Genomic DNA, 23320 nt, shown 5'->3' with positions numbered 1-23320 from the left:
TTAGAAACCGCGCCTACATAGGCAAAACCCGCCTCCGCGGGTTGAAGACAAGACGGCGGTTGAAATTACCTTCTTTTCTTCAGTCTGCGGAGGCAGACTTCGTTTTTGTAGACGCGGTTTCAACCGCCGTCTTCGTTTTTCTAAACGCGGTTTCAACCGCCGTCTTCGTTTTTGTAGACGCGGTTTCAACCGCCGTCTTCGTTTTTCTAAACGCGGTTTCAACCTTACGTGCTATCCGATCGCACTATTTCCCGATCCGATCGCACTATTTCCACGCCAAAAACACGAGCAAACTCAGCGACAACGATCGCCCTAACTCGATCGACCTGAATTCCCGGTATAAACTGCTCTAAACTACCAACAGGTCGATCGGGAATCCCGCAAGGTACAATTTGCCCAAAACCTGCCAGATCCGGGCAAACATTTAGAGCAAAACCGTGCATAGTAATCCAGCGACTGACTTTAATGCCGATCGCACCTACCTTGCACCCATCCACCCAAACCCCAGTCATTCCCGGAACCCGCGAACCCTCCAGCCCCAATACTTCCAGCACTCGCAACAGCACTTCCTCCAACTGCCGCAAATACCAGTGCAAATCCTGCTGGTGACGGCGCAAATTCAAAATCGGATAGCCTACCAACTGGCCGGGACAATGGTAAGTCACCTCACCACCCCGCTCAATTCTGTGCAATTCCGGCTGAGTTTGGCTCGGGTCAAATTTCAGAAATTCCAACTTCGAGCCCAATCCCAAAGTGTAAACCGGCGGATGTTCCAGCAAAATCAGCACATCAGGCAAATCTGGATTTTCCCGGCGCTGTTGGACAAGTTTTTGCTGGATTTCCCAAGCTTGGGAGTAGGGCACTTGTCCCCAATCGAGGAGCAAGCAGGATTGAGAATTGAGATGTTGAGAAAAAGAAGGTAAAAGCATGAAAAAAATCAAGAGTGTTTATACTGAATATTGACGCAGTTAAAATTAAGAATTGTCAACACTTTAAAAAGATTTTGAAAATAAGTGTTTTCTAGAATACAAGGTGCTACTGTATGAACTATACCCACGTTACAGAAGGGAGGGAGCTCTATGAAGCTTGTTATCCAGGGTAAAAATATAGAGATCACCGATGCGATTCGCGAGTACGTCAATCAAAAGGTTGAAAAGGCAGTTAGCCATTTTCAAACTTTGACGACGGAAGTGGACATACATCTATCGGTGGCTCGTAACCCCAGGATCAATCCTAAGCAGACTGCTGAGGTGACTATCTATGCTAATGGCAGCGTGATTCGGGCTGAGGAAAGCACGGAAAGCCTTTATGCCAGTATCGATTTGGTTGCCGACAAGATAGCTCGTCAACTGCGGAAATTTAAGGAAAAACGCCAGGACAACAAAACCCAGACTAACGCCAAAACGGTAACTGTGGTTGATGAACATCCTGTAGTAGCAGATTTGATTGGCGATCGAACTCCCGAACTTCCAGCCGAGGTAGTGCGGACTAAGTATTTTGCCATGCCTGCGATGACTGTGCAAGAAGCTTTGGAACAATTGCAGATTATCGATCACGATTTCTATATGTTCCGCAATGCGGAAACAGGCGAAATTAATGTGCTCTACGAACGCAAGAGTCAGAGCGGCTATGGAGTTATCCAACCACGCAACGGTAACGGTAACGGGCATAGCAAAAATGGCAAAATTGCCGAAAGCGCTGCATTTGAAAAATCTAGTGTTGGAAAAATCTAGATAATTGTTAATCGTTAATGGCTGCAAGTCGTTAGCAAAAAAAAGGACTAAAGTCCTCACTACAAACATATTGTTCGTAGTAAGGACTTTAGTCCTTTCTTGGTTTTTTAGAGCTATTTTGAAAATTAGGCGTAGGTGCGTCGCCATTCTTTGATCCCTAAAGAGCGATCGACTTTTCGAGCAGCGACGCACCGGATCAGCTATATCTCGCGGCTAAATCTCTGGCTGCTTGTCGGTGTTTTTCCACCAAACTCGGCGGCGAAAGCACTTGGGCGCTATCCATATGCTTGTTCACCCACAGGCTGAATTCGTTGAGGGAGCGATCGGGCAAATCGATCCAATAATCAACATATAGCAGGTTGCCAGAACTATCCTTCGGGCCTTCTTTAATCTTTTGTCGCGGATGTCGGCGATCGCCCTCTAGAATAAATCCTATTACTTTCTCAAAAAACCGCACCTTCACCTTTTGCAACTTTAGCGTACCCTCCAATTCAGCCTGTTGTTGCTCTGGTTTACCCAAATACAGCCCCCAGCCATTTTTTAACAACTTTTGAGCTATTTTCAAGTTTTGTTCCTGTGCGGCTAAACCGCGCCCTTCTGGATCGATAATTTCGCAGTGGTCACTAAAGCGGTTCACTCGTTCTACGGTCAAATGCCCGTTTTCGCAATCTTGGCAAATCAGATACCAGGCGATATCGTGATAAATCAGTTGCAGGGGCCAAATTCGCCGTAAGCCGATGTTTCCTTTGCCGTAATAATCTTTTTCGCGGTAAAGTTCGATCGCCTGTCCCCGCACGATTGCTGTTTCTACAGTTTCTAATTTGTGAAACAGGGTATTTTGATTTTTTTGGCGATCGAGCATTTCGACAGGATCGGTGTAAATAATCGCCCGATTCAGGTGTTGGCGAACGGGATAAAACAATTCGCCTTTGAGTTCGATATCCAATCCGCGCAACAGTTTTGTGAGTTTTTCATAAATGCGGCGCACTTGGGCATTTCCCTGATTTTTTGCTTGGGATGCTAGGGCTTGGAATGCGACTTGCAATTCTTCGCGAGTCATTGCACCGGTACCGAGATAGTAGCCGGATCGATACATTCTTTTATCCAGGATTCCGTAGTTACGCAAGGTTTCTAAGTCTTTGCGAATTGTGGGAGTTGCGGGATAGTTTTCGGGAAATTCGATGCTGAATTCGGCTGCGATTTTCTGTAATTGCGATCGCACTTCTAGTAAAGCATCGTGATATTTGCCGTCCGATGTTTCGGTGTTGCTGTATCCGATGCCGGGATTGTTTACTAATGTGGCAATTAGTAGCATTATGCGATCGAACGTTAGTCGATCGGCGTAGGCGTGAGGGGTTGGTTTTTTTGCCATGAGCTAGGATACAGGTCGGGCTGGGAAAAATCAAGCGAAAGACAATATTGACATAAAAATTTATAAATGGCTGAAAGCTTTTTATTTAGAAAGCTTTAGAATTTGTAATTAGTTTGATAAATATTGTGAATTACTAGCATTGAGGCAGGCTCGTCTGGTATATTAAGTTGAGTCGGACTTAAGCAGTTAGCGACTTGGGACACAGCAGCACTTCGGTGCGTATAGCCCGCCTTACAAATTGAATCTATGTCTGAATACACTGCGATCAGCTTTGCCCCCGTGCAGGGCTTTATTGAAAAATCCCGTAAACTCCGAGATTTGTTTGGGGCTTCTCTGATTTTGTCTTATCTGAGTTCTAAACTTGTGAAAAAGGCAGAGTGCCTTGGCTTTGAAGTCATTTCTCCCGGATGTCCTAACGTGAAAGAAGGAATGCCAAACCGAATTCTAGTTAAGGGCGACAAGGTATTGGATCGAGATACTGTACAGAAAACTCTCTTAAATGAGTGGCAAAAAGTGTTGGAAATTTGCCGAGAATGGGTAGAACAGAACGTACCCGCTGAAAAGTATCATTGGTCACAGACGGATGAGCAAAAAGGACGACAGAAAGGCGAATGGGAACGCTGGGGGAGTTATACCTGGGAAGTATTTTGGGGAACTGGTAAAAAGCCCGATGAAGCAATGCAAGATTTAGAACGCCGCAAGCTGAAGCGAGATTGGACAGCTATCAACTGGATTGGTGAGAGTTCCAGCCTATCAGGGACAGATGCAATTGCTTGGCATCAGTTAGGGAAGGAATCGAAACAACCAGGGCGATCGCTCGATGAAACTGAGCAACTAGAACTAAAACGGTTTTATCATCACCTCGCTTGGATTTTGGACGATCCTTATGCTCGTAATCATAAAGCAAGAGAGCGAACAAAAATCTTTATTCCTTCAGATCAAGAATTAGAAATTTATTTTAATAAAAAAGAGAAAAACCGCAGCGGAAAAGAAGGAAACATCGGTGGCAAGTTTATTGCTCCTGGTGAGAGATTAAGTATTCCTGAATTGGTAAAGCGTCTAGTAACGCTACCATATCTTGCCAAGAAAATCGGCATGACAGAATTAGATGAAGGCTTCAAAGATATTAATCGTGAAGCTGGATACTGGACAGGCTGGTTTATGGGTGATGGCGACAAAGTTGGAGATAAGCTTCAAGAAATTGTCAAGCGAAATGAAAATGATCAACCAAAGCAAGAACACAATCTCAAAATATTCAGTGATTTAATGAGGCGGTGGGGAAACGAGTTTCAGGAAAAGCAAGATTTATTTCCTGAAGGTAAAGGACGTGTCATTTATGCTGGTGGCGATGACTTTTTTGGAGTGCTTTACAGTGAGGAAACCAAAACACAAGAAACACCGGAGAAAGTAAAACCGATTGAGGCATTTAATTGGTTATTAACTTTAGAGAAACAATGGGAAGAATTGCAAAAGCAAATCAAGCAAGAACTTGAGCTTGATTTTACCTACAGTGTTGGCTTTGTTTGGGCTGGGCATAGCGTACCACAGCGAGATATTTTGCAGCACTGTCGGGAGGCGGAAAAACGGGCAAAGAGTTTGGGGCGCGATCGCGTTACAATTCGAGTAGTTTTTAACAGCGGTCAATGCGTGCAGTGGACTTGTCCTTGGGATTACTTACACATTCTCAAAAAATACAAAGACCGCGATGGTAAAAGCTGGGGACAAAACCCCAATTGGAGTCACATTTACAGTGATTGGGCGCAATTGAAAGCGCGTCATGCGATCGAACTTAAAGATACTGCTACAACCGTAAATGAAGATATAGCTTTATCGATTTTTAAGCTGTATTTTGACGACATGAGTGGTTTTGAAAATCAACGGCTAAAGATTTTCAAGAATAATACTGATACACCGGAAAAAATTGCTCAGTGGATCGATGGTTTAGTAAATGTGGGTTGGCAACTATGTTCAAATACTTAATCACGATTCAGCCTTTAGGCTTTATGTATGGTAGTGCAGGTGCATTTCTTTCACCAGAAAACTTAGTGGGTAAATCAGGTTCTAAATTTCCTCCTGATGCTGCAACCTTATCAGGTTTATTTTTCAGTGCCAACAAAGATCAATCCTTTGCACCCCATGAAGAACTTCGAGATCAGTTATATCTCGCTGGCCCATTTTGGGCAATGGTTGATAATCCAGAATACTTCTATGTACCCCTACCTCGGCATAAAGTAGTTGCTGAAGATATTTCTGATGAATGGTTGATTAAGTCACACAAATGGTGTCTAAAATCTCAATCTGAAACTGAAGATACAGCAGAGGAAGAAAATCCACCTGATAAAGATGAATCAGAGTATCACTGGCTTAAGATTGACTATTGGGATGATGAGCCAGAATATATTCGAGAAACTCGAACACAAAATCCCCCATCTGTGGCTGCAAAATGTTGGGAATATGCCTCTATCTTGCATCCACAAATCAAAAAGGACGAGCGTCACGTTCTCCCAGAAGATGGACTATTCCTTGAAAATGCTGTACAAATGAAAGATGATACCTGTCTGGTTTATCTTTCGACCTATCCATTAGCAAATGGTTGGTATCAGTTCGGTGGTGAGGGTCATCTTGTTGAAATTGATAGCATTAAATTAGAAAATGATAGCCCCATTCTTGAGCTTTTACGTACTCCTATTGAACGGGCTTTTGCCTTGATTACGCCCGGTGTTTGGGGATCGAATCAGCTTTCCTATCGTTATCCAAAACAGCAAAGTTTTGCAATGGATCACAATAAAATTAAGTTGTTAGCAGACAAAGCAGTTCCTTATCGCTACCGTATTGGCTATGGGGACAAGAAACAAGAAGAGTTCCAGACGCGAAGTCAAGGTCGTTTGTCTCGCGGACGTTATGCCGTTCCTGCGGGTAGTGTCTATGTCTTGAAAGACCCGTTAAATAAAAATTGGTGGGACTTTCCGGCAGAATGGTTTCCAGAAAAAGGATTACTTAAAAAGTTCGGCTGTGGTTTGTGTTTGCCAATTAAAGTTGAAGGAGTTGATGACTAATGTACAAGAAAGCCTACGGCATCATTGAAACGCTAGCTCCCTTGCACGTCGGTGCAACAGCGGGAGAAGAAAGTGGGAATCTTAATTTGATTTTCCGCGATCAATTTACGCAGACAGGGATTATTCCTGGTAGCTCGATTCGCGGAAGATTTCGCGCAGATTTGAGAGATCGGGAACCAGGAGAAGAACAAATATGGTATGGACATGAAGCTGTTGATGGTCGTTCTGATGGCGGTACAACCGAAGCAATTGTCAAGTTTGAATATGCTTCACTTGTCTGGTTTCCTGTATTCTGTCCTGGTCAGCCTGTGGTTTGGGTAAGCTGTCCTTTGCTGTTAAAAAGGTTTAAGCGGATTGCAGGTATAACAGCAAATATTCCTCAACCTTACACAGCACAAAGAGGTTTACAAGGTCGGCAGATGGAAGATCGAGGTAAAATTCTCTTCTTCAATTTAGGGTTTTTGGAAATGGAGCATGAGGAGGATTTATCAGCCTGGATTCCTACGGGGACAGATTTAGATGCTAACAAATTAGTAGTAGTGCATGATAACGATATTGCTATGCTGCACGATATGGCACTGTATCGGCAAAGTCGTGTTAAATTGGGATCGAAAGAAAAACCCAACGAGAAGAAAGTTGATGGTGGTGCTTTCTTCAATACAGAAGCTTTGCCAGAAGGAAGTATTTTAGTATTTCCCATTGCGTTGAAAGAAACAGGCTGGAAGCCTTTTGGCGAAAATGAAAATACATCAGATTTATATTTTGGTGGTTTGGAATCAATAGGTTTTGGTCGTTGTTTTGTATCACTTATAGGAGATTATCAGTAATGGGTTGGAATTCTTACGAACTCGATCGCGCTGCTCAAAAGCTAGTCCTAGATGCACGACAACGCGATCCACAATCTCTCAATCAGTCCCATAATATGCGAATGGCTGTAGCTTATGGGTTAGAACGTTTCTGGGGCGAACATTTACGCCTTAAAGGTAGAGAAGAAACCAAGTCAATTTTCTGGAAAGAAACCTGGGATGCTCTACAAAGGATTATGCAGAATTCAGGAGTTACGATTCCAAATGATGCGGTAGTTCCTAGCAACACAGGACAAATTCAAACTATGTCTGCAAAACTCTGGGCTTTGCCTGTGGAAGATCAGCGAGTTGCGATCGCAGTTTTAACTCAATTGTGTGACTGTCTTGTGTGGTGGACACAGCGTTATAAAGTTCGGAGGGAACGTCCATGAAAGTAATTCCTAATGCACACAAAAAAGTTCCGATGATGTTTCGCGCACAGGTGAGAGATCGATCGCAACTGCAATATCTTGATCCTAAAAAGAAAAAGGCAGGTGAGAAACAAGATGTTGAACTGTGGGCAGATGAATGGATAGACAAAGCTGAGTTAATCTCTGGGGAAAATGCCCAAGATATAACAACTGATACTTTTCAAGCAAAGTCTTATCAAATCTCTTGGCGTTTTGTCACCAATGGCGGGCAAGATGATGGAATGCTCCGCCCTGTAATCGGTGCTTCAGGGATTCCTTTTTATCCTGGTAGCAGTATGAAAGGAGCATTTCGCCAAGCTTGCGAACAGTTAGAAAAAAAGGGTGATATACCACTAGGAAGCTGTAATAATTATTGCGGCGATGATTTAGAAATCACGCCGGGTTTATTGCGATTTCAGGGTGCTTACCCGATTAATGATTGGACAATAGGGTTATTAGATTTAGTTCATCCTCAACAGGGTTGGCAAGTGATGACTCGTGATACTAATGATAAACCAAGAGGTGAAAGTGCTTATGCTCAGATTTCTCTTTATCAACCAACCCTGAGATTTGCGATTTCCTGTTCTAAACCTTTGTTACCAGATCGGTGGCAGCAAATTTGGCAAATTTGGGAACAGGCGATCGCAGCCGGATTAGGTTCAAAAGTCTCTACAGGTTATGGACAAATTAACCAAACCTCTCACCCAATTGTTTATCGAGCAAAACTCAAAGGGCAAGGACAAGCTGCTAAACTGATTGATGATACTGGAGAGTTTCGCCCGAATATCTTTCGGGCAGCCATTCGCGGTCATGCCTTAAGGATTTTTGGTGGTTTAACAGATAGTGAAACCGCACAACAATTAGTGGAAAATTTGTTTGGAGGTATCCAGCAAAGAGAAGCAACTGTTGGACTCTTAGGATTCCAGTTTCAGGCTTCTAAATCAGATATCAAGCCTTTTGGTTCTGGAAAATATGCTCAACCCGCTTATGAAGTTGAGGGGGAATTAGTTTGGTTTTTAGCTAAACCATTAGCCACTCCTAACCAAGAATTAATCCTGAAAAAATTAGTTGGCAAATTAATGCAGTTTGCCATGATTTTGGGAGGATTTGGTAAATCATGGCGACGAGTCGATCACCGCAAATTTTTTGAAGAGTATTATGAAGACAGCTATAAAGCGTTGATTGGTTGTCACTGGCAATGGCTAGGAGAAAATACCCAAGGTCGAAATGTACAGGTTAGCGGATTAAAACAGGTAAGTGGTTTTTTAGATAATGTCCGACAAACAGCTAGAGAGTGGATACAATCTCAAAACAATCCACTACGAGAAGCTGAATGGGCACAAGATTGGCGAGAATCTTGGCATCCTAGTAATGTTCAGGTTTGGGGTAGAATTGCGGACAATGCTGATGAAAGTGCAGCCGTGCGTTGGTTTCACAAACCTTACCAACAAAGGATACAAGGCATTCAGTCAGAAGGATCAATTTACAGATCGCCTGTTACTGGAAAAATTGGGCAAATAAGTCTTATTTGGCATCGAATGTATCCTTTGATAGTTCTGAGAAGAGATCCTGAAAATCCTAGAAAGCCGATTATTAGACCTAGCCCTCGCTATTTGGAAATTATCACGATCTTTCCAGATGAATCAACAGAGTCAAATGATTTTTTGGATTTTATGAATAGCCATCCTGAACAGTTTGAACAGCTTTGGGGAGATAAAAATTAATGAACGTTTGGATTATCACAACAGGCAGCAGTGACGTACAGCTAAAGAATAATCGCTGGAATACTTTGTGTTCAAAAGTTCGTAGTGAATTAGGAACTAGCAGACAATTTTCTTGCTCTGAATCCGAGCAAACTGGTAAAAAACTGTGGCGGTATCCCTCAAGAGCAATGGGCATTGTTTATGGTCAAGCCCTTGCAAAATACTATAATGACTTAGACTTTCCCCTACTGAATTCTTTCTCTGGTTATCTCAAAAAAGAGCAGATTGAACTCAATCAAATTATTGTTCTTTTAACCGATCAGTCTGATGTTATAAGTGCTGTAAATAAAGGAAAACCTTCACACCCTTATTGGCAAGACACCTGCACTCTCAAGCCTATTCTGCAACACTATCTGAATATTGCTTTTCCAGATGTTGTCATGGATAGCGATCGATATTTCCCAGTGCTCAAGCCGAAATCAGGTTCGGTGGGGTTGGATGACTGGAATGAGGTTTTAAAGTTGGTTCAACAGGAGTTGAAAAAACTAGACATCCCAGAAGATGCGACTGTTTATGTGAGTCATCAAGCTGGGACTCCGGCGATTTCTTCTGCTGTTCAGTTTTCGAGCTTGGCAAGATTCAGAAATAATGTCCAGTTTCTTGTTAGTAATGAATATAGTCAAACAAGTGAGAAAATTCACAACTCTAATTATCTGGGAGCGATTCAACTTCAGGAGGCAAAAGCACTGTTAGAACGCCATGACTATACAGGTGTTCGGGATATTTTGGGATTAACTAATACAGTCCCAAGTAGTTTCCAAGAAAAACGCATTAAATATCTACTAGATGCCGGAGAACAGTGGAATTTTGCTGAATTTCTGAAATTCAAGAAAATTGTAGTCGATCGCAAGTTGCTATCACTCAAGAATTTTCCGTGGTATCAGTCAGGATATGAATCTGTTTATCTTGCTTGGGTTCGCTTAGAACAAGGTAGTACAGTTGATGCCTTATTTCATAGCTTCCGTGCTGCTGAAGGCACGGTTATTAAATGGGCAGAAAAGTGTTATAGTTCTCACGTCGTCAAAGATTCAAAATATGGACTTCAAATCAAGCTTTCCATTTGTCAAGAATTACCTGACTACTTCAATGCACTCTCTGACAATTTGCAAGCAAACTTCCAAAAAAGGGGCAAATTAGGACTGTATGGCGATCAACTTTATGAGTTACTAAAACAAGCTCGACCTGATTGGGAAAACCATCCAGACATTAAAATAGTTTGGGAAGTTGCTAAAAAAGAACGCAATAATTGCTTCCATCGCCTAGAAGGCTTACAAGAATCAGAGGTTTTTGATGCTTGGGATACTAAAAGTAAAGATGATTGGAAGAACCGGATTTTAAGCTGTATAAATTTTATTGCTAAAGAACATTTGCCGCAACAAGAAGAATTTACATCACTTGAAGAAGCGAGTTTGATGGCGAAAGTGCATGACGAATTGGTGGAGTCGATCGCCCGTTACGAACTCCAAACCTCAACCAAAGCGCCAAATACCACGAAAAAACCCGGTTTCTGACCCCGCGTGCATCCAGGGCGTACCAAGCGTTTTCTCACACAAGAGGTGAAAAAGTATGTACACAACATTGCGCGCCGCTAACGTCCGCAACCTGTCCATCGCCCTTGTCAACGGTACAGTCGCCCTCATAATTCTTCTGATCGCACCCCTCGGATTGGCTGCGGTAATTACTAACACCCTCCTCGTCACGGCTGCGATTGCGGCAGACCAAATCACTCGCTACCTGCAACCCTCGCGCGCTCAATGAATCGAAAATTCCTTGGATTCTGGCGCGGAATCGGCGCAAATTATTCCGGGCGATCGGGATTTCTAAAATATTGAGAAATAATCCCAAATTATCACCGGGCGCTAATCTAAGAAACCGGGTTTTTCACGATAGTTTCGTACTGTGACGAGTATTTTCGCAAAAACCCGGTTTCTGACTACCCATAAGATTGTGTTGTTTTATATTGTGGTTTACGATATGCCGGATGACAAACGCCGCCAAAAGGTACACGATTTGCTTAAGGGTTACGGGACTTGGGTGCAGTATTCGACTTTTGAATGTGTGCTGACTTCGAGGAAGTTTGCGGAACTTCAGAAGAGACTTAGCAAACTGGTGGTTTTGACTGAGGATAGCATCAGGTTTTATCCGCTATCGAGTCATACTTTGAGCCAGGTGGAGGTTTGGGGTGTGGGGCGCGAGATTACTGGGCCGCCTAAGTCTGTGATTATCTGAAATCTGCGAGGGGGTAGGCAAATGGCTGAAACATCGATTCGGTCGTTGACCCCCTCGATATATTGCTAGGCAAGGGTTTCAGCGTTTTGTTTGGGGGAATTTGCGGCGTTTGTGAAGACAATTTTCGACCCCCTCGCAAATGGCCTCTGGACAGCTTGCGCTGTATTGGGTGTATGATGTTGGGGTCCCCACTCGCTGGGGAAACTAATTGAATGGAAACAAGAGTGTAGCTAGCAGGATGAAAAAGTCCTTAGCAGGTCCCCACTCGCTGGGGAAACTAATTGAATGGAAACAGTGCTCTCTTGATCAGTGCATCTACTTGCTCATACCCAAGTGTCCCCACTCGCTGGGGAAACTAATTGAATGGAAACTACTTATCTGCGGGGGTAGTGAACTGATATTGGTGTCCCCACTCGCTGGGGAAACTAATTGAATGGAAACTGCGTCTATATCTCATTCCATTGAAACCCTCATCATAGTCCCCACTCGCTGGGGAAACTAATTGAATGGAAACTTAAACCATCTAAGTAAGCCTTAACATACTCAGAGGTCCCCACTCGCTGGGGAAACTAATTGAATGGAAACGGACATATGATGATAAATTCATCACCACTCATCCACTGTCCCCACTCGCTGGGGAAACTAATTGAATGGAAACTTAGCACCCGATGCAGTACACAAACCTGTGGTGTTCATCAACCGTCCCCACTCGCTGGGGAAACTAATTGAATGGAAACTTTACTTCTGCTAGTTCGGCAGCGGGTATTACAGCATTAGTCCCCACTCGCTGGGGAAACTAATTGAATGGAAACTGCCACTACTTCAGGAGCAGTAGCAGGTGCCACTACGTCCCCACTCGCTGGGGAAACTAATTGAATGGAAACCTGTCATGTGAATCTCCTCGATTTTTTTACTACATTTTAAGTCCCCACTCGCTGGGGAAACTAATTGAATGGAAACGCTAAAACAAAATTAGTGGAAGTTTTCTATTAATGCGACAGTTTAAGGGAAACCATAAATAGCTGTTGACAAAAGACTAGATTTCTAATAGTCTTATTTTGGGGGGATGCCTTTAGGGGACGCTTCTACCGCATAGAATAACGTCTTTAAGGCATCGTCCTATCCCCCAGCCGAAGGGTTACGGCACTGTCTAGCAAGTTAACTTGTCACTTACTAGAAATACATAGCTAAGACAAAGTATGTCGAGGTCTTCTATTAATGCGGAATCGAAGGAGGCTTCGACTCCCCCGACACCGCAAACAAAAATTCAAAAATCAGAGCTTTCTGTAGTGCTAAAAGCTCTAAATTTTCAACATCTGGAAAACTCCCAAGACAAACTTTTACAACTCAAATTTCTGCAATCAATCCGAGTTGCGAAGAATTAACAAGCACAAAAAAAGCCCCATAATCGGGGCAAAATATAACTATTCTCACTCGTTCGGCGAAGGTGGGTTTATTATATTGTTGGTTTCTGGTATAGAGATTTTTGGTAGACACGATCGCTTATTTTGGAGTTACCAAAAGCCAAGAATCCGCTGTTTTGAAAATCTCAGAATTCTGCAAATCTAAATCTTTAAAAACTGGTTGAATATAAACAACCGATCGCAGCCACGGAAGTTAACGCTAAATACTCCCCACTCGTTGGGGAAACTAATTGAATGGAAACTTCATGGTTTCCTCCTAGTGGTTGAATATAGTTGCGAATGGGTTTGAGTCCCCACTCGCTGGGGAAACTAATTGAATGGAAACATAATAGGCCCGGTGGGTAGGGCCTACTATCACTTCTTCTTACAGTGATGGTTGTTGGGGAACCACTCACACTTGATTATCCCTGCTGTATTCCTCTCAATGACTGAGGGGAAGTGCTCATCACCTAGTATATCTAGGTTGATATTTAAGGCTACCTTGATACCATAAGCTAGATAGGCACCCACACACATACCAACACTGACACCAACACTTTCAACTACTCTCATAGCATATTCCTGTGACATAGCACAGTATTAATGGGATTGATGCCTCGGATTGACATCCATAGGCACCATGAAGTCCCCACTCGCTGGGGAAACTAATTGAATGGAAACGAACTGTTCTGTACCCCATTGTTGGAATACCTTATAGATATCATGTCCCCACTCGCTGGGGAAACTAATTGAATGGAAACTTGGCAGCACAGATAGCGTGTACGGTTACATCATTGAGTCCCCACTCGCTGGGGAAACTAATTGAATGGAAACTCACCACCGACAGGGAATCCCCAGATTTCGGTGAACTGTTCATGTCCCCATTCGCTGGGGAAACTAATTGAATGGAAACTTAAAAAAGCAGCCAAGGTTTCCATCTTGACTGCTTTTAATTTTCCCATCCTGCCAAAAACTAATTGAATCGAAACGCGCTACACAATCTTATACCAATTTAAAAAAAACATTCCTACAAAAAAGAAATTAGAGGTTTTTACCTGTAGGGACACGGCACTGCCGTATCCGGCAATTTATGATTATGACAGATCATTTATATACGCTGAATAAGCGTAGCAACAATTTGTCAAAATGGTATTACATATTTTCAAAACGCTTGCTATAATTATTAACCTTATGCAAATTATATTTCATTTGCACGAACACCGATCGCATAGGGCAGTGCCGTTTCCCTACCAATCAAATTATATTTCATTTGCACGAGCACCGATCGCATACGGCAGTGCCCAAGGAGTGTTAACTTAAGCTGTCAGCCCGCCCATGTCTGTTAGTCGTCCCACGAGTCCGCCAGGGGTTGAAACCCCTGTCTAATAGCTAAAGTCCTCTCAAAGAGGACTCAAGAAATCATCAGTCCTCTTTGAGAGGACTTGCGCTTTGAGGCAGGGGTTTCAACCCTTGCCGGACTGTGAAATGAACCTTAAGTTGACACTAATAGGCAGTGCCGTTTCCCTACAAATGAGATTCTCTAATATCGATAATAGTTCGATCGCACAACACGACATCAAAAATATATCACAACTTGCACAATCCAGACAAAGAAACCGGGTTTTTTAGCAAATCTGCGGGTTCCAGCGAATAATTCTCGTAAAAAAACCCGGTTTCTGGCCACCCACGCGCAATCTAGCTTTTGATAGCTTCCAAAGTCTTCAGCGCTTCCGAAATGTGAGCCTTAAAATCCAACATTGAGTCAAAAATATGCTTGACAACACCTTGTTTATCAATCACATAAGTCACCCTACCCGGCATAATCCACAGTGTAGGCGGAACCCCGTACAATTGCCGAACTTTATTCCCCGTATCGCTCAACAAAGTAAAAGGTAACTGATATTTCGAGGCAAATTTCTCGTGAGACTGCTGCGAATCATCGCTAATCCCAATTACTTCTGCACCAGCATCTTTGAAAACCTCATAACTATCACGAAAAGCGCAAGCTTCCGCCGTGCATCCCGGTGTATCGTCTTTGGGGTAAAAGTAGACGATGACATTTTTTTTACCTCGAAAGTTCTTGAGGCTAACTGATGTGCCAGTTTGCGACGTTAAGGTAAAATCCGGTGCAGTATCTCCTAATTTGACAGCCATATTTTGGGTTTGATGAACAATATCTAATACATATTACTCTACACCAAACTGGTCAAGCTTAGTTGGCTGAGACACTCCCTATTCGGCAATAGCTAGCTTGACACAAACACGAACTCCTTGCCAATCTCGTTCCGATAGCTGCCCAATACGAACCAAGTTAGCAGCAGGAGGCAATGTTACGATGAAACTCCGAAAAACAGATGCAGCCCGTAAACCGGCTGCTTCCCAGTCTTGAAGCACGTAATCGGTTATACCTAGCATTGTTGTCTGAGTTGTAATCAACCCAACTATGACATCAGGGCGATTTGCATGGTAAGTTGCTGAGGACAAAACAACAGCAGGGCGACGCTTAATGCCCGTAACGCCAGGGAAATCAACTGTTATAATGTCACCGGGATTAAAGCTCACTAATCCATCTCCTGACTATCGGGATAAGCAGTTGCAGCATATTGTGTGGAAAAAATAGCTAAGTCGAGTTGATCTTGTTCTGTCCAGGTATCGCTTTCGTCAACAACATCTGTATTAGATTGTACCAGATTATTGAGAATTAATGTGGCCAATCGCAATCGATCGGATGGCGATAAAAGGCTGATGAATTGAGTATAGATTTCTTGAATTGTAGTTGGCATGATTCAGTTTTATAATCCTTTATTGTCCATTTTACAGGTATTTGGGAAATCTTGTTTTTATCAACGAGTATTACAGACTATGATACATTGACTTTTGTCATTAACAACACCAGATTATTGACTCTTTTTAGACAAAATCAAATTGAGTACGTTCAACTCATTAGAACTCAACAGGTACTTATCTGTAAACATCTTTTCCCGACTTTGCTCTAAACTGTAGCTTCTAAACACGATAAACGGGAATTCGTGGTACTTATGCCCGATCGGCATTACACTGTCTATAGGATAGGTCGATCGCACATACGCCGACAGAATATCCCGAAACAGCCTGTCTTCCGGTTCCTCCAGCTTCGTCTGTGCAAAATACTCCTGCATCTCCTCCCCGCTGACAAAAGCAAACAAAGGTATAGCATAATAGCGATCGAACTGCTGACTCTGCTGCTGGAAATACTGAGTTTTCTCCAAATCGCCGTTGAGAAACTGCAAAAGCTCGATCGCACCACCCCTAATAGCAGATTTTACATTCTCAGGAGAAGATTTACTATCTCTAATCCGATACATATTTTCCAGCAACTGATTATCTAAACAGTTCTTAATTTCATTATTCAAGCGCATTTGATAGTTTTCATCCAAGCTTTGAGCAGCCAAAGGCACTATCAACAAACCGCCACAAACATGACCCATCTCTAGATTACCATAACCCAGTAAACCATCAAGAGGACTGCACATCTGTAAAAACTTGCGATTAAAATCTTCCCGCATTTCCAGATAAGAATTGCCCTTTTCACGAGACTCATCAGATTTTGGCAAAACAAACTCCGCACGGCTCAAAAGCTCCTCCAGCCCCTCATAAACCTCCTTTAGAGCCATATTTCCTCGGTGGCGGCGGTGTTCGCTTTTCAATATTTTAATCAAACCCGCAATCTTGCTGCTAAAAGTATCGCCCACAGCCGAAACCGACTTTCCACCAATCGGAATCATCAAAAACTTTTCCCTACCCAAATATCCATATCCCACAATCCGCGTCATCACCGCCGTCTTCAGAATTAGCAGCAAATTCAACAAACTCAACTTGCTTTCTTGTAGCGAAAGTTCCACATCATCAGCATAGTAAACTGCGGTATCAGACAAGTAAAAAACCAACTCCTTAGCTTCACCATCTAGCGTATTACCATCTTCATCTTCCCCGCGCCCCCGATAAATAACTTGAATCACCTCCATCAGATTTTTCTCAATCTGAAAGCGGGGAATATCTACTAAAATATGCTTCGTTTTCGGGAAAGACAAGCCGCGGCTTCCCGATGCAGTCATGAAGATTACCTTAACTTTGTTTTTGCACTTTTGTATCTGTTCTTTTTCCTCTTCCGAGATATTCGCGTGGACTTCCAGGTAATCGATATAGCGCTTAAATTCTCGCTCATTTTGGATTCTCTCAATCAACTCTCCCAATCTTCGCTTATCCTGAATGTAGACGATAATTTGTTCAACTCCCGGTATTCCTAACCGCTGATTGATATCCTCAATCATTTGAGACTGTACGGATTTAACTAAATCATTCTTGGGATTTAAAGCAGTATCTTCAGTAAATTTTACAGCTTCTACAAATACCTTATAAGTTATCTCTAAACTGCTAGCGGGATAAGAATTTGTATTGATAACTTTGGCAGCTAATCGTTTGAATTCAAAAGGAGTAACCTGTAGTGGTGGGATTTCCTCGGATTTTTTGGGTAGCTTTTTGAAATAGATTTTATCCGGTTCCGGCGAGGTATCATCGAGGTGTTGTGTAATCACATCCGGGTCAACAATCGAAGCATCGGCTACAATAATTTTAGTATTAAAACCGTGTTTTGGGTGGTGCAACTCATATTTGTTAAGCAGCCTACCAATTCCATGTAAGAAGTCAACGCCGCCGTCGTCTCCCGTAATTTCATCAATCATAATGAAAATGTGTTTGATGCGGCTGGAGATTTCCTGCATTCTAGCTGGGATGACACCTTTGTCCCGCTTATTGTAAGCATCTTGAAATATTTTATCTAAATGCTGGAGGGTATTTTTTCCTGTTTCTGTCACCTTCAAAGACTGAATAGAAACGGTAGCCACGATATTGTTCGATGTCTTGCAATTGATGCGAGTATATATTGCATCGCAGACACTACTTAAAACTCCATCTTTTTTACCAGTTTTAGGCTTAATTACTGTTTCTGATTTCCTTTCAAGTTGCGGCTTTTGAGATTTATTTCGCTGTGTTTCCGCACCGTCGTTGATGAATTGGACATTTTTTTGTTGAAAATTTTCGTGATGATTATTTGCAACATAATTTACTGTACATTTTCCATAATTTCCGTCTATAATATCGGAACTTGAGTTAACGCAAAATAATCTATTGTCGCACAACAAACCAGTGTTTTTATCTCGAAATTTCTCGATAATATCTAAGTTTACTTGCTTGCGGGGGCTGACGTAAAGGAACAAAAAGCCATCGTCAATATGGCTTTTGAGGAAATTTGCGATCGCAGTTGTTTTCCCAATTCCCGGATTTCCAGTCAAAAACAGGTAAGTTTCGTGAGATTGCAGTGCTTTCACAATCAATTCGGCGTGAGCATCTCTCAGATGTAGTCCGCGAGAAATTTGTAAATCATCTGCCAGTTTATCTGATATAATATCAATGGAATTGACAAAGTTATCAATCCGCTCTGGATGACACACAGGCGTAGAACTTTTGCCAATAGTTAACAAATCCTTGACAAACTGTTGGCCATTCTGAAAACTGCGAGCCGCGTTGAGTTGAATCGCATCTAAAACTTCGCCGCGAGCAGCGTTAATCTCTTTACCTTTCGCTTCCTGATGGTAGATTTTGGCACAATTCGCCAAGATATCAATCTTATCACTGCGGAGGGAAATTGCGTTGATTGTGCGATCGCTATAACCGACAACATTCAACAAAACCTCAGCATCATCACCAATCATCTTAGTTGTTTGCAGAAAACCGTAGAAGCTGTGAGCGTAGCTACCAGCCTGAATCAACTTAGCGCTTTCCTTATCCTTATACTTAAAAGCCGTAAAATAGCGTTTTAACTCCTCCGAAAAATCAACACCTAATGTGCTAGTATCAATTCGCAAATTAGAAAAAACACTTTTCGATCGCAAATAGCTAATTTCTCTGAGCAAAGACTTCCGCATCACCTCTATTTCGTTGAGATTCTCGACTTTTCCCGCAGCCAACGGGGGAGTAAACACCGACAAATCAACGCACAGAATCCTAAAATCTCTACCATTCTGTAACAAAATCAGCGTATCAGCCTGCAAAAACTCACCTTTTTCCTTGTAGCGACGGATGTAGGAGTTAATCTCATCGTCTGATAAATTCGGTTTCACCATTTTAAACTGAGATAATAGCTTCTTAAAGGCTTTAAAAACTTCTGTCTTATCGTCATTCTGAGTTCTAATACTGTTAGCGCAATTAAGACTACACTGAAAGTACAAGATTTGCGATGTGTTTAAAGTCCACCCAGTAGATTTGATGTACTCCCGGAAAAAATTTAACCCACCGAGAAAGCCTTTTTGAATAAAAAATAGGCTCCATTTTTCCACAATTTTAGCATCCAAACTACCCAGCAAATTAGCTTCCCTGGTAATTTCCGCCATCATCTTTGGTAATTGGAGTTGCTGCAAATCTAGACGATAGGAATCACCGAAACTGTGGGATATATTTTCGCGCTGAATATACGCCAGAATGCCAACATTGAATCCCACCTCAAACAGCCGTCCAAAATCTTCACCAATCATGATTTGTACCTCCATCACCGACATTCAATACTTCTCTTACCTTGTTCAAAAATGCCAGGGAATTAAAATCCGCCCTACCACCACAATGACTAAACACAGATAAAGCACCAACTGATTCATCGCCAATAATCCGCTCGTAGGGGTCAAGTTTCAAACTAATCTTGTAAGCAGATTCATAGCGAGAAAAGTGAAATATTGTTAAATAGTGCAGTATAGTATCTTTAATTGCACCATCATAAATTAAGCCTTGGTGAATATCTTGGTCATCCAGAATGCCTTCGTATATATGCAATAGCGTTGAGTAGGAAATCACGCCGTTATAAAAATTCTTTTCCTCCTTGACTTTTATGCCGTTAAATAAGTTGAAAAACATCACAGCTTGCTGACTGGTATCTGCAAACAAGCTTTCCAGCTCCATTGCATCCTGAATATAAAAGGATTTTCCCTGATCACCGAGGAAACTGCGTACATAGTATTTATCAAAGAATATCGGATAGATTTTGATATCTCGCCGCTCTCCTTTCAAAGTTCGGAGCAGTTTTTTGGACATGAAAGATAGCTCCTCATCTTCATCTGTCTTGGTAATATGCAGCCTACTCATGTAAGGCGCTTGGGAGATATACGCAAAATTCCGATATCCTTGCTGATAAAGCTGACTCATTACATCTTCAAGGATTAATGGCTCAGAATAAAGACGGCTGACATTGTAATTTTCCGAAAAAGTTTTCAGCATTTCGACTTGAATTGTGCTGTCGTCTAGGCGAGTGATTCCGACAACTTCTCCGATTAAACTGGCTTGTCTTTGGAAGCGGTTTTGATTGCTTATTTTCGCATCACTATCTCGGCTGGAAACGACAATAATTGCTAACTTGTCTAATTCGGGAGATAGCTGTACATTGTCGTCGAAGCGAAACTTTTTAGGAAGAATGGAATACATGGAACTCAAACCGTTACGAATCGTGTAACTTTTTGGCGTTTTTTTGATCCGAAACCCTTGGGAAGTTGAGCGTTGTTTTTCACTCAAAACATGAGACAATGTTTTGGAAAGGTTAGCCATAAACTTTTCTGACGGCGAAGGGTGTTTTTCGTCACCTTCGTGAAGTCTCACCATCGGAATAAACAAGTTATCCGCAGTATTTTCGAGCAATATTCTCAGACAGATATAAGACAGCAGCACCATCGTAAATTTATATACAAAAGTCGCCGCAGGTTGTAAACCTTTATCACCGCTGTCTAGTCGTCGGTTGTTGTACCGGAACAACAGCAACTTATACTGCTTCAAAAAATCGTTATATACACTCATCCGACTTTCGGGAATCGAAGCTATAGGCAAAATATCAACGTCTTTGATATTGTACTCCATGCTAAAATTTTGGCGTTCATCAGTCGGGAAATAGCGGACATCTTCGATGGTGATATTGACTGGTAGCTGACAAATAGATTTTTCATCGACACTAGGTTCTTTGACGGTAATATAATGAAGCGTTTGCTTGTAATTTCGCTGCATAATCTCATTGAAAAATTTACCATTATCCAAAATATTGTCAATATCTTCTACCAAACCTAGTTTGAGGTTAACGTGTCGCGTTTCTGTGCGCTTTGGCAAAATTGTCTGCCTTTCCAGAAAGCCTCTAACCATTCTTCTCAGATGCGTAATTTTGTGTTTAACATTGATTTCATTAAATCTAGTCAGAAAGTTTCGGAAAAGTCGTTTTTTGATTTCGTCATTGTCACGACTCAATACATTTTTGATTAATTGCTCAAAACTGGGAACCGGATTAAATTCGAGTTCTAATTCAGGATTATAATCTTCAGTTCCTGGAGTGTGGGTAGATGCAAACGCAAAGTGATATAATAATACTATTTTGAACAACTTGCGGACGAATGTTTCGGAATTAGAATCCTCCGCAAATTCTGCTTGATGTTCTTCACTATCTGGATTTAGCAGATTTAGATAATATTCAAATACTTCTTTTCCACCGCGCGCTTGAACCGAGTTGTTAAATTTGATTTTGAGGCCAAAGATAAACTTGCGCTCATTACAAGAAGTGTCTGTACTTTCTCCCAAGTAACCTTCGACAATGGGAATAATTGGTAGTGCATCTAGCACTTCGGCCCTGGCAAAGATTTCTCTATAATTAACTCTAATCCCAGCATAATTAACTTCGTAGTCACCCTCAGATTTATTGGGATCGTTGATGTAATCTTCGATTAATCTGAGGCGGCGAATCAAGTCTTGTAAATAAATGATGCCTACAGTGTCTGTGCTGCTAGCGCGAATGTGTTCTAGCAGATACTCTAAATAAGTGATTTTAGCTTCTTTGTTGATTTTTCCTAGAGTTTCTTTGTCTACGAGTCGAATCAATTTGTGAAAATCAGAGTCGGGATTTTTAACCATCTCATCAAGACGATGGTTGAGTTCTTGTTTATCGTCGTTAGTCTCGGCATTTTCATTAATATAGTTTTCTATGCCATGCTTTAGTTCTTGCTCAAAAATATCAGTATTGCGGACAGTAATCGTCAATTTATGCAGTTTTAAAGCTGCATGGCTACCAGAACCCAGGCTTTGTAAAGTTAGCTTTTCTTTTTGTAAAGAAGGGTGGCGAGTGCTAAAATCGTATTTGAATCCTAACTGTTGTCCGTTTCCCCGAAAAGATGGTGAGTTTAAGGGACTAATCAAATTAGCGACAAACCTTTCAATCGAAGTATTTTGTGGCAGTTTAGATTCTAATTGTTGTCGCAAACACTCTCTAATCTGCCTGACTTGACTGCCGAAATTCTCTTCAACTTCCGGGGGAAAGTTAACGGTAGCAGCATCTGCTTGACGTTCTAAAGATCCCAAGGGTGGCCGCACTTGCTTTTTCGCAACATCCGCAGCAATGGTGTCAATATCAATTAACAAGCGACGGTTGTCACCGGATACGCTAAACGGGTTTTGAGTCTGCAAAGTTTCTAAAATCTTGTCCAGCAAATCGCCATAGTCTACTGGAACTAAATCGCTGTCGTCCAATCTTAAGATGTTCACCCTGTTAACTCCCTTAAAATGCTTGAATCCATTCTTTAATGTCGTATTCTGTCCAAATCTGATTTACCCAATAGGGATCGGTTTCAACTAATTCTCGCACTTGGGTTTCGTCTGCGGCTTCGTAGATTGCAAAAACTTTGGTTAAGTCTTTGGTTGGGCCGATGGTAATTAATACTCCTGATTCTTTTTGTTTGGCAAGTCCGGCCAGGTGTGCGTCTCGAAATGGTGCGCGTTTTTCGAGAACGTCTTGGCAGTAATTTCCCCACATTACATATTTGGTCACGGTTTTGAGCCTTGGATTAATTTGTTTGAGGTTTATTGTACAATAAGTGTAGCATGATTTGATGATTTTTTTTAGGATAAGATTGATTAACCGCAGAGGGCGCAGAGGGCGCGGAGGAAGAGGGGAAGAAGAGATAATTTATTAATGTTATTTCGGAGTTTTGCGGACTGAAGTCCGCACTACGAACCTTGAATTTAGGTTCGTAGTGAGGACTTTAGTCCTTCTTGAATGCGGACTTAAGTCCGCACTACGAACCTTGAATTTAGGTTCGTAGTGAGGACTTTAGTCCTTCTTGAATGCGGACTTAAGTCCGCACTACAAACCTTGATTTAGGTTCGTAGTGAGGACTTTAGTCCTTCTTGAATGCGGACTTAAGTCCGCACTACAAACCTTGAATTTAGGTTCGTAGTGAGGACTTTAGTCCTTCTTGAATGCGGACTTAAGTCCGCACTACAAACCTTGATTTAGGTTCGTAGTGAGGACTTTAGTCCTTCTTGAATGCGGACTTAAGTCCGCACTACAAACCTTGAATTTAGGTTCGTAGTGAGGACTTTAGTCCTTCTTGAATGCGGACTTAAGTCCGCACTACAAACCTTGATTTAGGTTCGTAGTGAGGACTTTAGTCCTTCTTG

17 protein-coding genes and 2 CRISPR repeat arrays are annotated in these 23320 nt (G+C 42.0%); of the genes, 9 read left to right on the top strand and 8 right to left on the bottom strand.

Features of this window, described 5'->3' with window-relative positions; translation table 11 throughout:
* Positions 1-224: 224 nt before the first annotated feature.
* Positions 225-929 (bottom strand): lipoyl(octanoyl) transferase LipB, encoded by a 705-nt coding sequence (gene lipB / locus QZW47_RS12590; RefSeq protein WP_293127659.1) that lies wholly within the window; start codon positions 927-929, stop codon positions 225-227.
* 150 nt (positions 930-1079) lie between these two features.
* Between lipB and raiA the strand changes: the two genes are divergently transcribed.
* Positions 1080-1733 (top strand): ribosome-associated translation inhibitor RaiA, encoded by a 654-nt coding sequence (gene raiA, locus QZW47_RS12585; protein ID WP_293127657.1) that lies wholly within the window; start codon positions 1080-1082, stop codon positions 1731-1733.
* Between the two features lie 196 nt (positions 1734-1929).
* Here the strand turns inward: raiA and QZW47_RS12580 are convergent, their stop codons facing one another.
* Entirely contained in the window at positions 1930-3105 is a 1176-nt protein-coding gene (locus tag QZW47_RS12580; RefSeq protein ID WP_293127655.1) for a WYL domain-containing protein, read from the bottom strand.
* Positions 3106-3351: 246 nt separating this feature from the next.
* On the opposite strand from QZW47_RS12580, the gene QZW47_RS12575 reads away from it, so the two are divergent.
* From QZW47_RS12575 to cas2, 8 genes are all read left to right on the top strand, one after another.
* The gene (locus QZW47_RS12575; protein WP_293127653.1) at positions 3352-5085 is read left to right on the top strand and encodes a type III-B CRISPR-associated protein Cas10/Cmr2; all 1734 of its coding nucleotides are present in this window, start codon (positions 3352-3354) and stop codon (positions 5083-5085) included.
* Positions 5070-6161 (top strand): CRISPR-associated protein, encoded by a 1092-nt coding sequence (locus QZW47_RS12570; protein WP_293127651.1) that lies wholly within the window; start codon positions 5070-5072, stop codon positions 6159-6161. The genes QZW47_RS12575 and QZW47_RS12570 overlap by 16 nt, the downstream gene beginning before the upstream one ends.
* The gene (locus QZW47_RS12565) at positions 6161-6988 is read left to right on the top strand and encodes an RAMP superfamily CRISPR-associated protein (RefSeq protein WP_293127649.1); all 828 of its coding nucleotides are present in this window, start codon (positions 6161-6163) and stop codon (positions 6986-6988) included. The genes QZW47_RS12570 and QZW47_RS12565 overlap by 1 nt, the downstream gene beginning before the upstream one ends.
* Positions 6988-7398 (top strand): hypothetical protein, encoded by a 411-nt coding sequence (locus QZW47_RS12560; RefSeq protein WP_293127647.1) that lies wholly within the window; start codon positions 6988-6990, stop codon positions 7396-7398. The genes QZW47_RS12565 and QZW47_RS12560 overlap by 1 nt, the downstream gene beginning before the upstream one ends.
* On the top strand, positions 7395-9140 hold the full coding sequence (locus QZW47_RS12555; protein ID WP_293127645.1) for an RAMP superfamily protein: 1746 nt from the start codon (positions 7395-7397) through the stop codon (positions 9138-9140). The genes QZW47_RS12560 and QZW47_RS12555 overlap by 4 nt, the downstream gene beginning before the upstream one ends.
* Positions 9140-10690 (top strand): hypothetical protein, encoded by a 1551-nt coding sequence (locus QZW47_RS12550; RefSeq protein WP_293127643.1) that lies wholly within the window; start codon positions 9140-9142, stop codon positions 10688-10690. Before QZW47_RS12555 ends, QZW47_RS12550 begins: the two co-directional genes overlap by 1 nt.
* A 55-nt stretch (positions 10691-10745) precedes the next feature.
* Positions 10746-10937, top strand: coding sequence for a CRISPR-associated protein Csx18 (gene csx18 / locus QZW47_RS12545; RefSeq protein WP_293127641.1), 192 nt, complete (start codon positions 10746-10748; stop codon positions 10935-10937).
* A 141-nt stretch (positions 10938-11078) separates the two neighbouring features.
* Positions 11079-11408, top strand: a complete 330-nt coding sequence (gene cas2 / locus QZW47_RS12540) for a CRISPR-associated endonuclease Cas2 (protein WP_293127639.1) — start codon at positions 11079-11081, stop codon at positions 11406-11408.
* 184 nt (positions 11409-11592) lie between these two features.
* Positions 11593-12368: a CRISPR direct-repeat array (repeat unit 36 nt; unit sequence GTCCCCACTCGCTGGGGAAACTAATTGAATGGAAAC).
* A 1096-nt stretch (positions 12369-13464) separates the two neighbouring features.
* Positions 13465-13800: a CRISPR direct-repeat array (repeat unit 28 nt; unit sequence TCGCTGGGGAAACTAATTGAATGGAAAC).
* A 706-nt stretch (positions 13801-14506) separates the two neighbouring features.
* Here the strand turns inward: cas2 and QZW47_RS12535 are convergent.
* From QZW47_RS12535 to QZW47_RS12510, 6 genes are all read right to left on the bottom strand, one after another.
* Positions 14507-14965 (bottom strand): peroxiredoxin, encoded by a 459-nt coding sequence (locus QZW47_RS12535; protein WP_293127637.1) that lies wholly within the window; start codon positions 14963-14965, stop codon positions 14507-14509.
* A gap of 78 nt (positions 14966-15043) precedes the next feature.
* Complete coding sequence (locus tag QZW47_RS12530; protein WP_293127635.1) at positions 15044-15373, bottom strand: type II toxin-antitoxin system PemK/MazF family toxin; 330 nt, start codon at positions 15371-15373, stop codon at positions 15044-15046.
* Positions 15373-15594: a hypothetical protein gene (locus QZW47_RS12525; RefSeq protein ID WP_293127633.1), complete on the bottom strand. Its 222-nt coding sequence runs from the start codon at positions 15592-15594 to the stop codon at positions 15373-15375. Before QZW47_RS12525 ends, QZW47_RS12530 begins: the two co-directional genes overlap by 1 nt.
* Positions 15595-15708: 114 nt before the next feature.
* Positions 15709-19380, bottom strand: a complete 3672-nt coding sequence (locus QZW47_RS12520; RefSeq protein WP_293127631.1) for a helicase-related protein — start codon at positions 19378-19380, stop codon at positions 15709-15711.
* Positions 19370-22405 (bottom strand): hypothetical protein, encoded by a 3036-nt coding sequence (locus tag QZW47_RS12515; RefSeq protein ID WP_293127629.1) that lies wholly within the window; start codon positions 22403-22405, stop codon positions 19370-19372. The genes QZW47_RS12520 and QZW47_RS12515 overlap by 11 nt, the downstream gene beginning before the upstream one ends.
* Positions 22406-22418: 13 nt before the next feature.
* Positions 22419-22688, bottom strand: coding sequence for a YciI family protein (locus tag QZW47_RS12510; RefSeq protein ID WP_293127627.1), 270 nt, complete (start codon positions 22686-22688; stop codon positions 22419-22421).
* Positions 22689-23320: the final 632 nt, after the last annotated feature.

It is taken from the genome of Microcoleus sp. bin38.metabat.b11b12b14.051, from assembly GCF_013299165.1.
GTDB lineage: Bacteria > Cyanobacteriota > Cyanobacteriia > Cyanobacteriales > Microcoleaceae > Microcoleus.
This window is presented reverse-complemented; position numbering and strand designations above follow the sequence as displayed.

Bases quoted from the DNA above. Each gene is read 5' to 3' on its own strand.
- lipB (WP_293127659.1), bottom strand. From the start codon at position 929: ATGCTTTTACCTTCTTTTTCTCAACATCTCAATTCTCAATCCTGCTTG.
- raiA (WP_293127657.1), top strand. From the start codon at position 1,080: ATGAAGCTTGTTATCCAGGGTAAAAATATAGAGATCACCGATGCGATT.
- QZW47_RS12580 (WP_293127655.1), bottom strand. From the start codon at position 3,105: ATGGCAAAAAAACCAACCCCTCACGCCTACGCCGATCGACTAACGTTC.
- QZW47_RS12575 (WP_293127653.1), top strand. From the start codon at position 3,352: ATGTCTGAATACACTGCGATCAGCTTTGCCCCCGTGCAGGGCTTTATT.
- QZW47_RS12570 (WP_293127651.1), top strand. From the start codon at position 5,070: ATGTTCAAATACTTAATCACGATTCAGCCTTTAGGCTTTATGTATGGT.
- QZW47_RS12565 (WP_293127649.1), top strand. From the start codon at position 6,161: ATGTACAAGAAAGCCTACGGCATCATTGAAACGCTAGCTCCCTTGCAC.
- QZW47_RS12560 (WP_293127647.1), top strand. From the start codon at position 6,988: ATGGGTTGGAATTCTTACGAACTCGATCGCGCTGCTCAAAAGCTAGTC.
- QZW47_RS12555 (WP_293127645.1), top strand. From the start codon at position 7,395: ATGAAAGTAATTCCTAATGCACACAAAAAAGTTCCGATGATGTTTCGC.
- QZW47_RS12550 (WP_293127643.1), top strand. From the start codon at position 9,140: ATGAACGTTTGGATTATCACAACAGGCAGCAGTGACGTACAGCTAAAG.
- csx18 (WP_293127641.1), top strand. From the start codon at position 10,746: ATGTACACAACATTGCGCGCCGCTAACGTCCGCAACCTGTCCATCGCC.
- QZW47_RS12535 (WP_293127637.1), bottom strand. From the start codon at position 14,965: ATGGCTGTCAAATTAGGAGATACTGCACCGGATTTTACCTTAACGTCG.
- QZW47_RS12525 (WP_293127633.1), bottom strand. From the start codon at position 15,594: ATGCCAACTACAATTCAAGAAATCTATACTCAATTCATCAGCCTTTTA.
- QZW47_RS12520 (WP_293127631.1), bottom strand. From the start codon at position 19,380: ATGATTGGTGAAGATTTTGGACGGCTGTTTGAGGTGGGATTCAATGTT.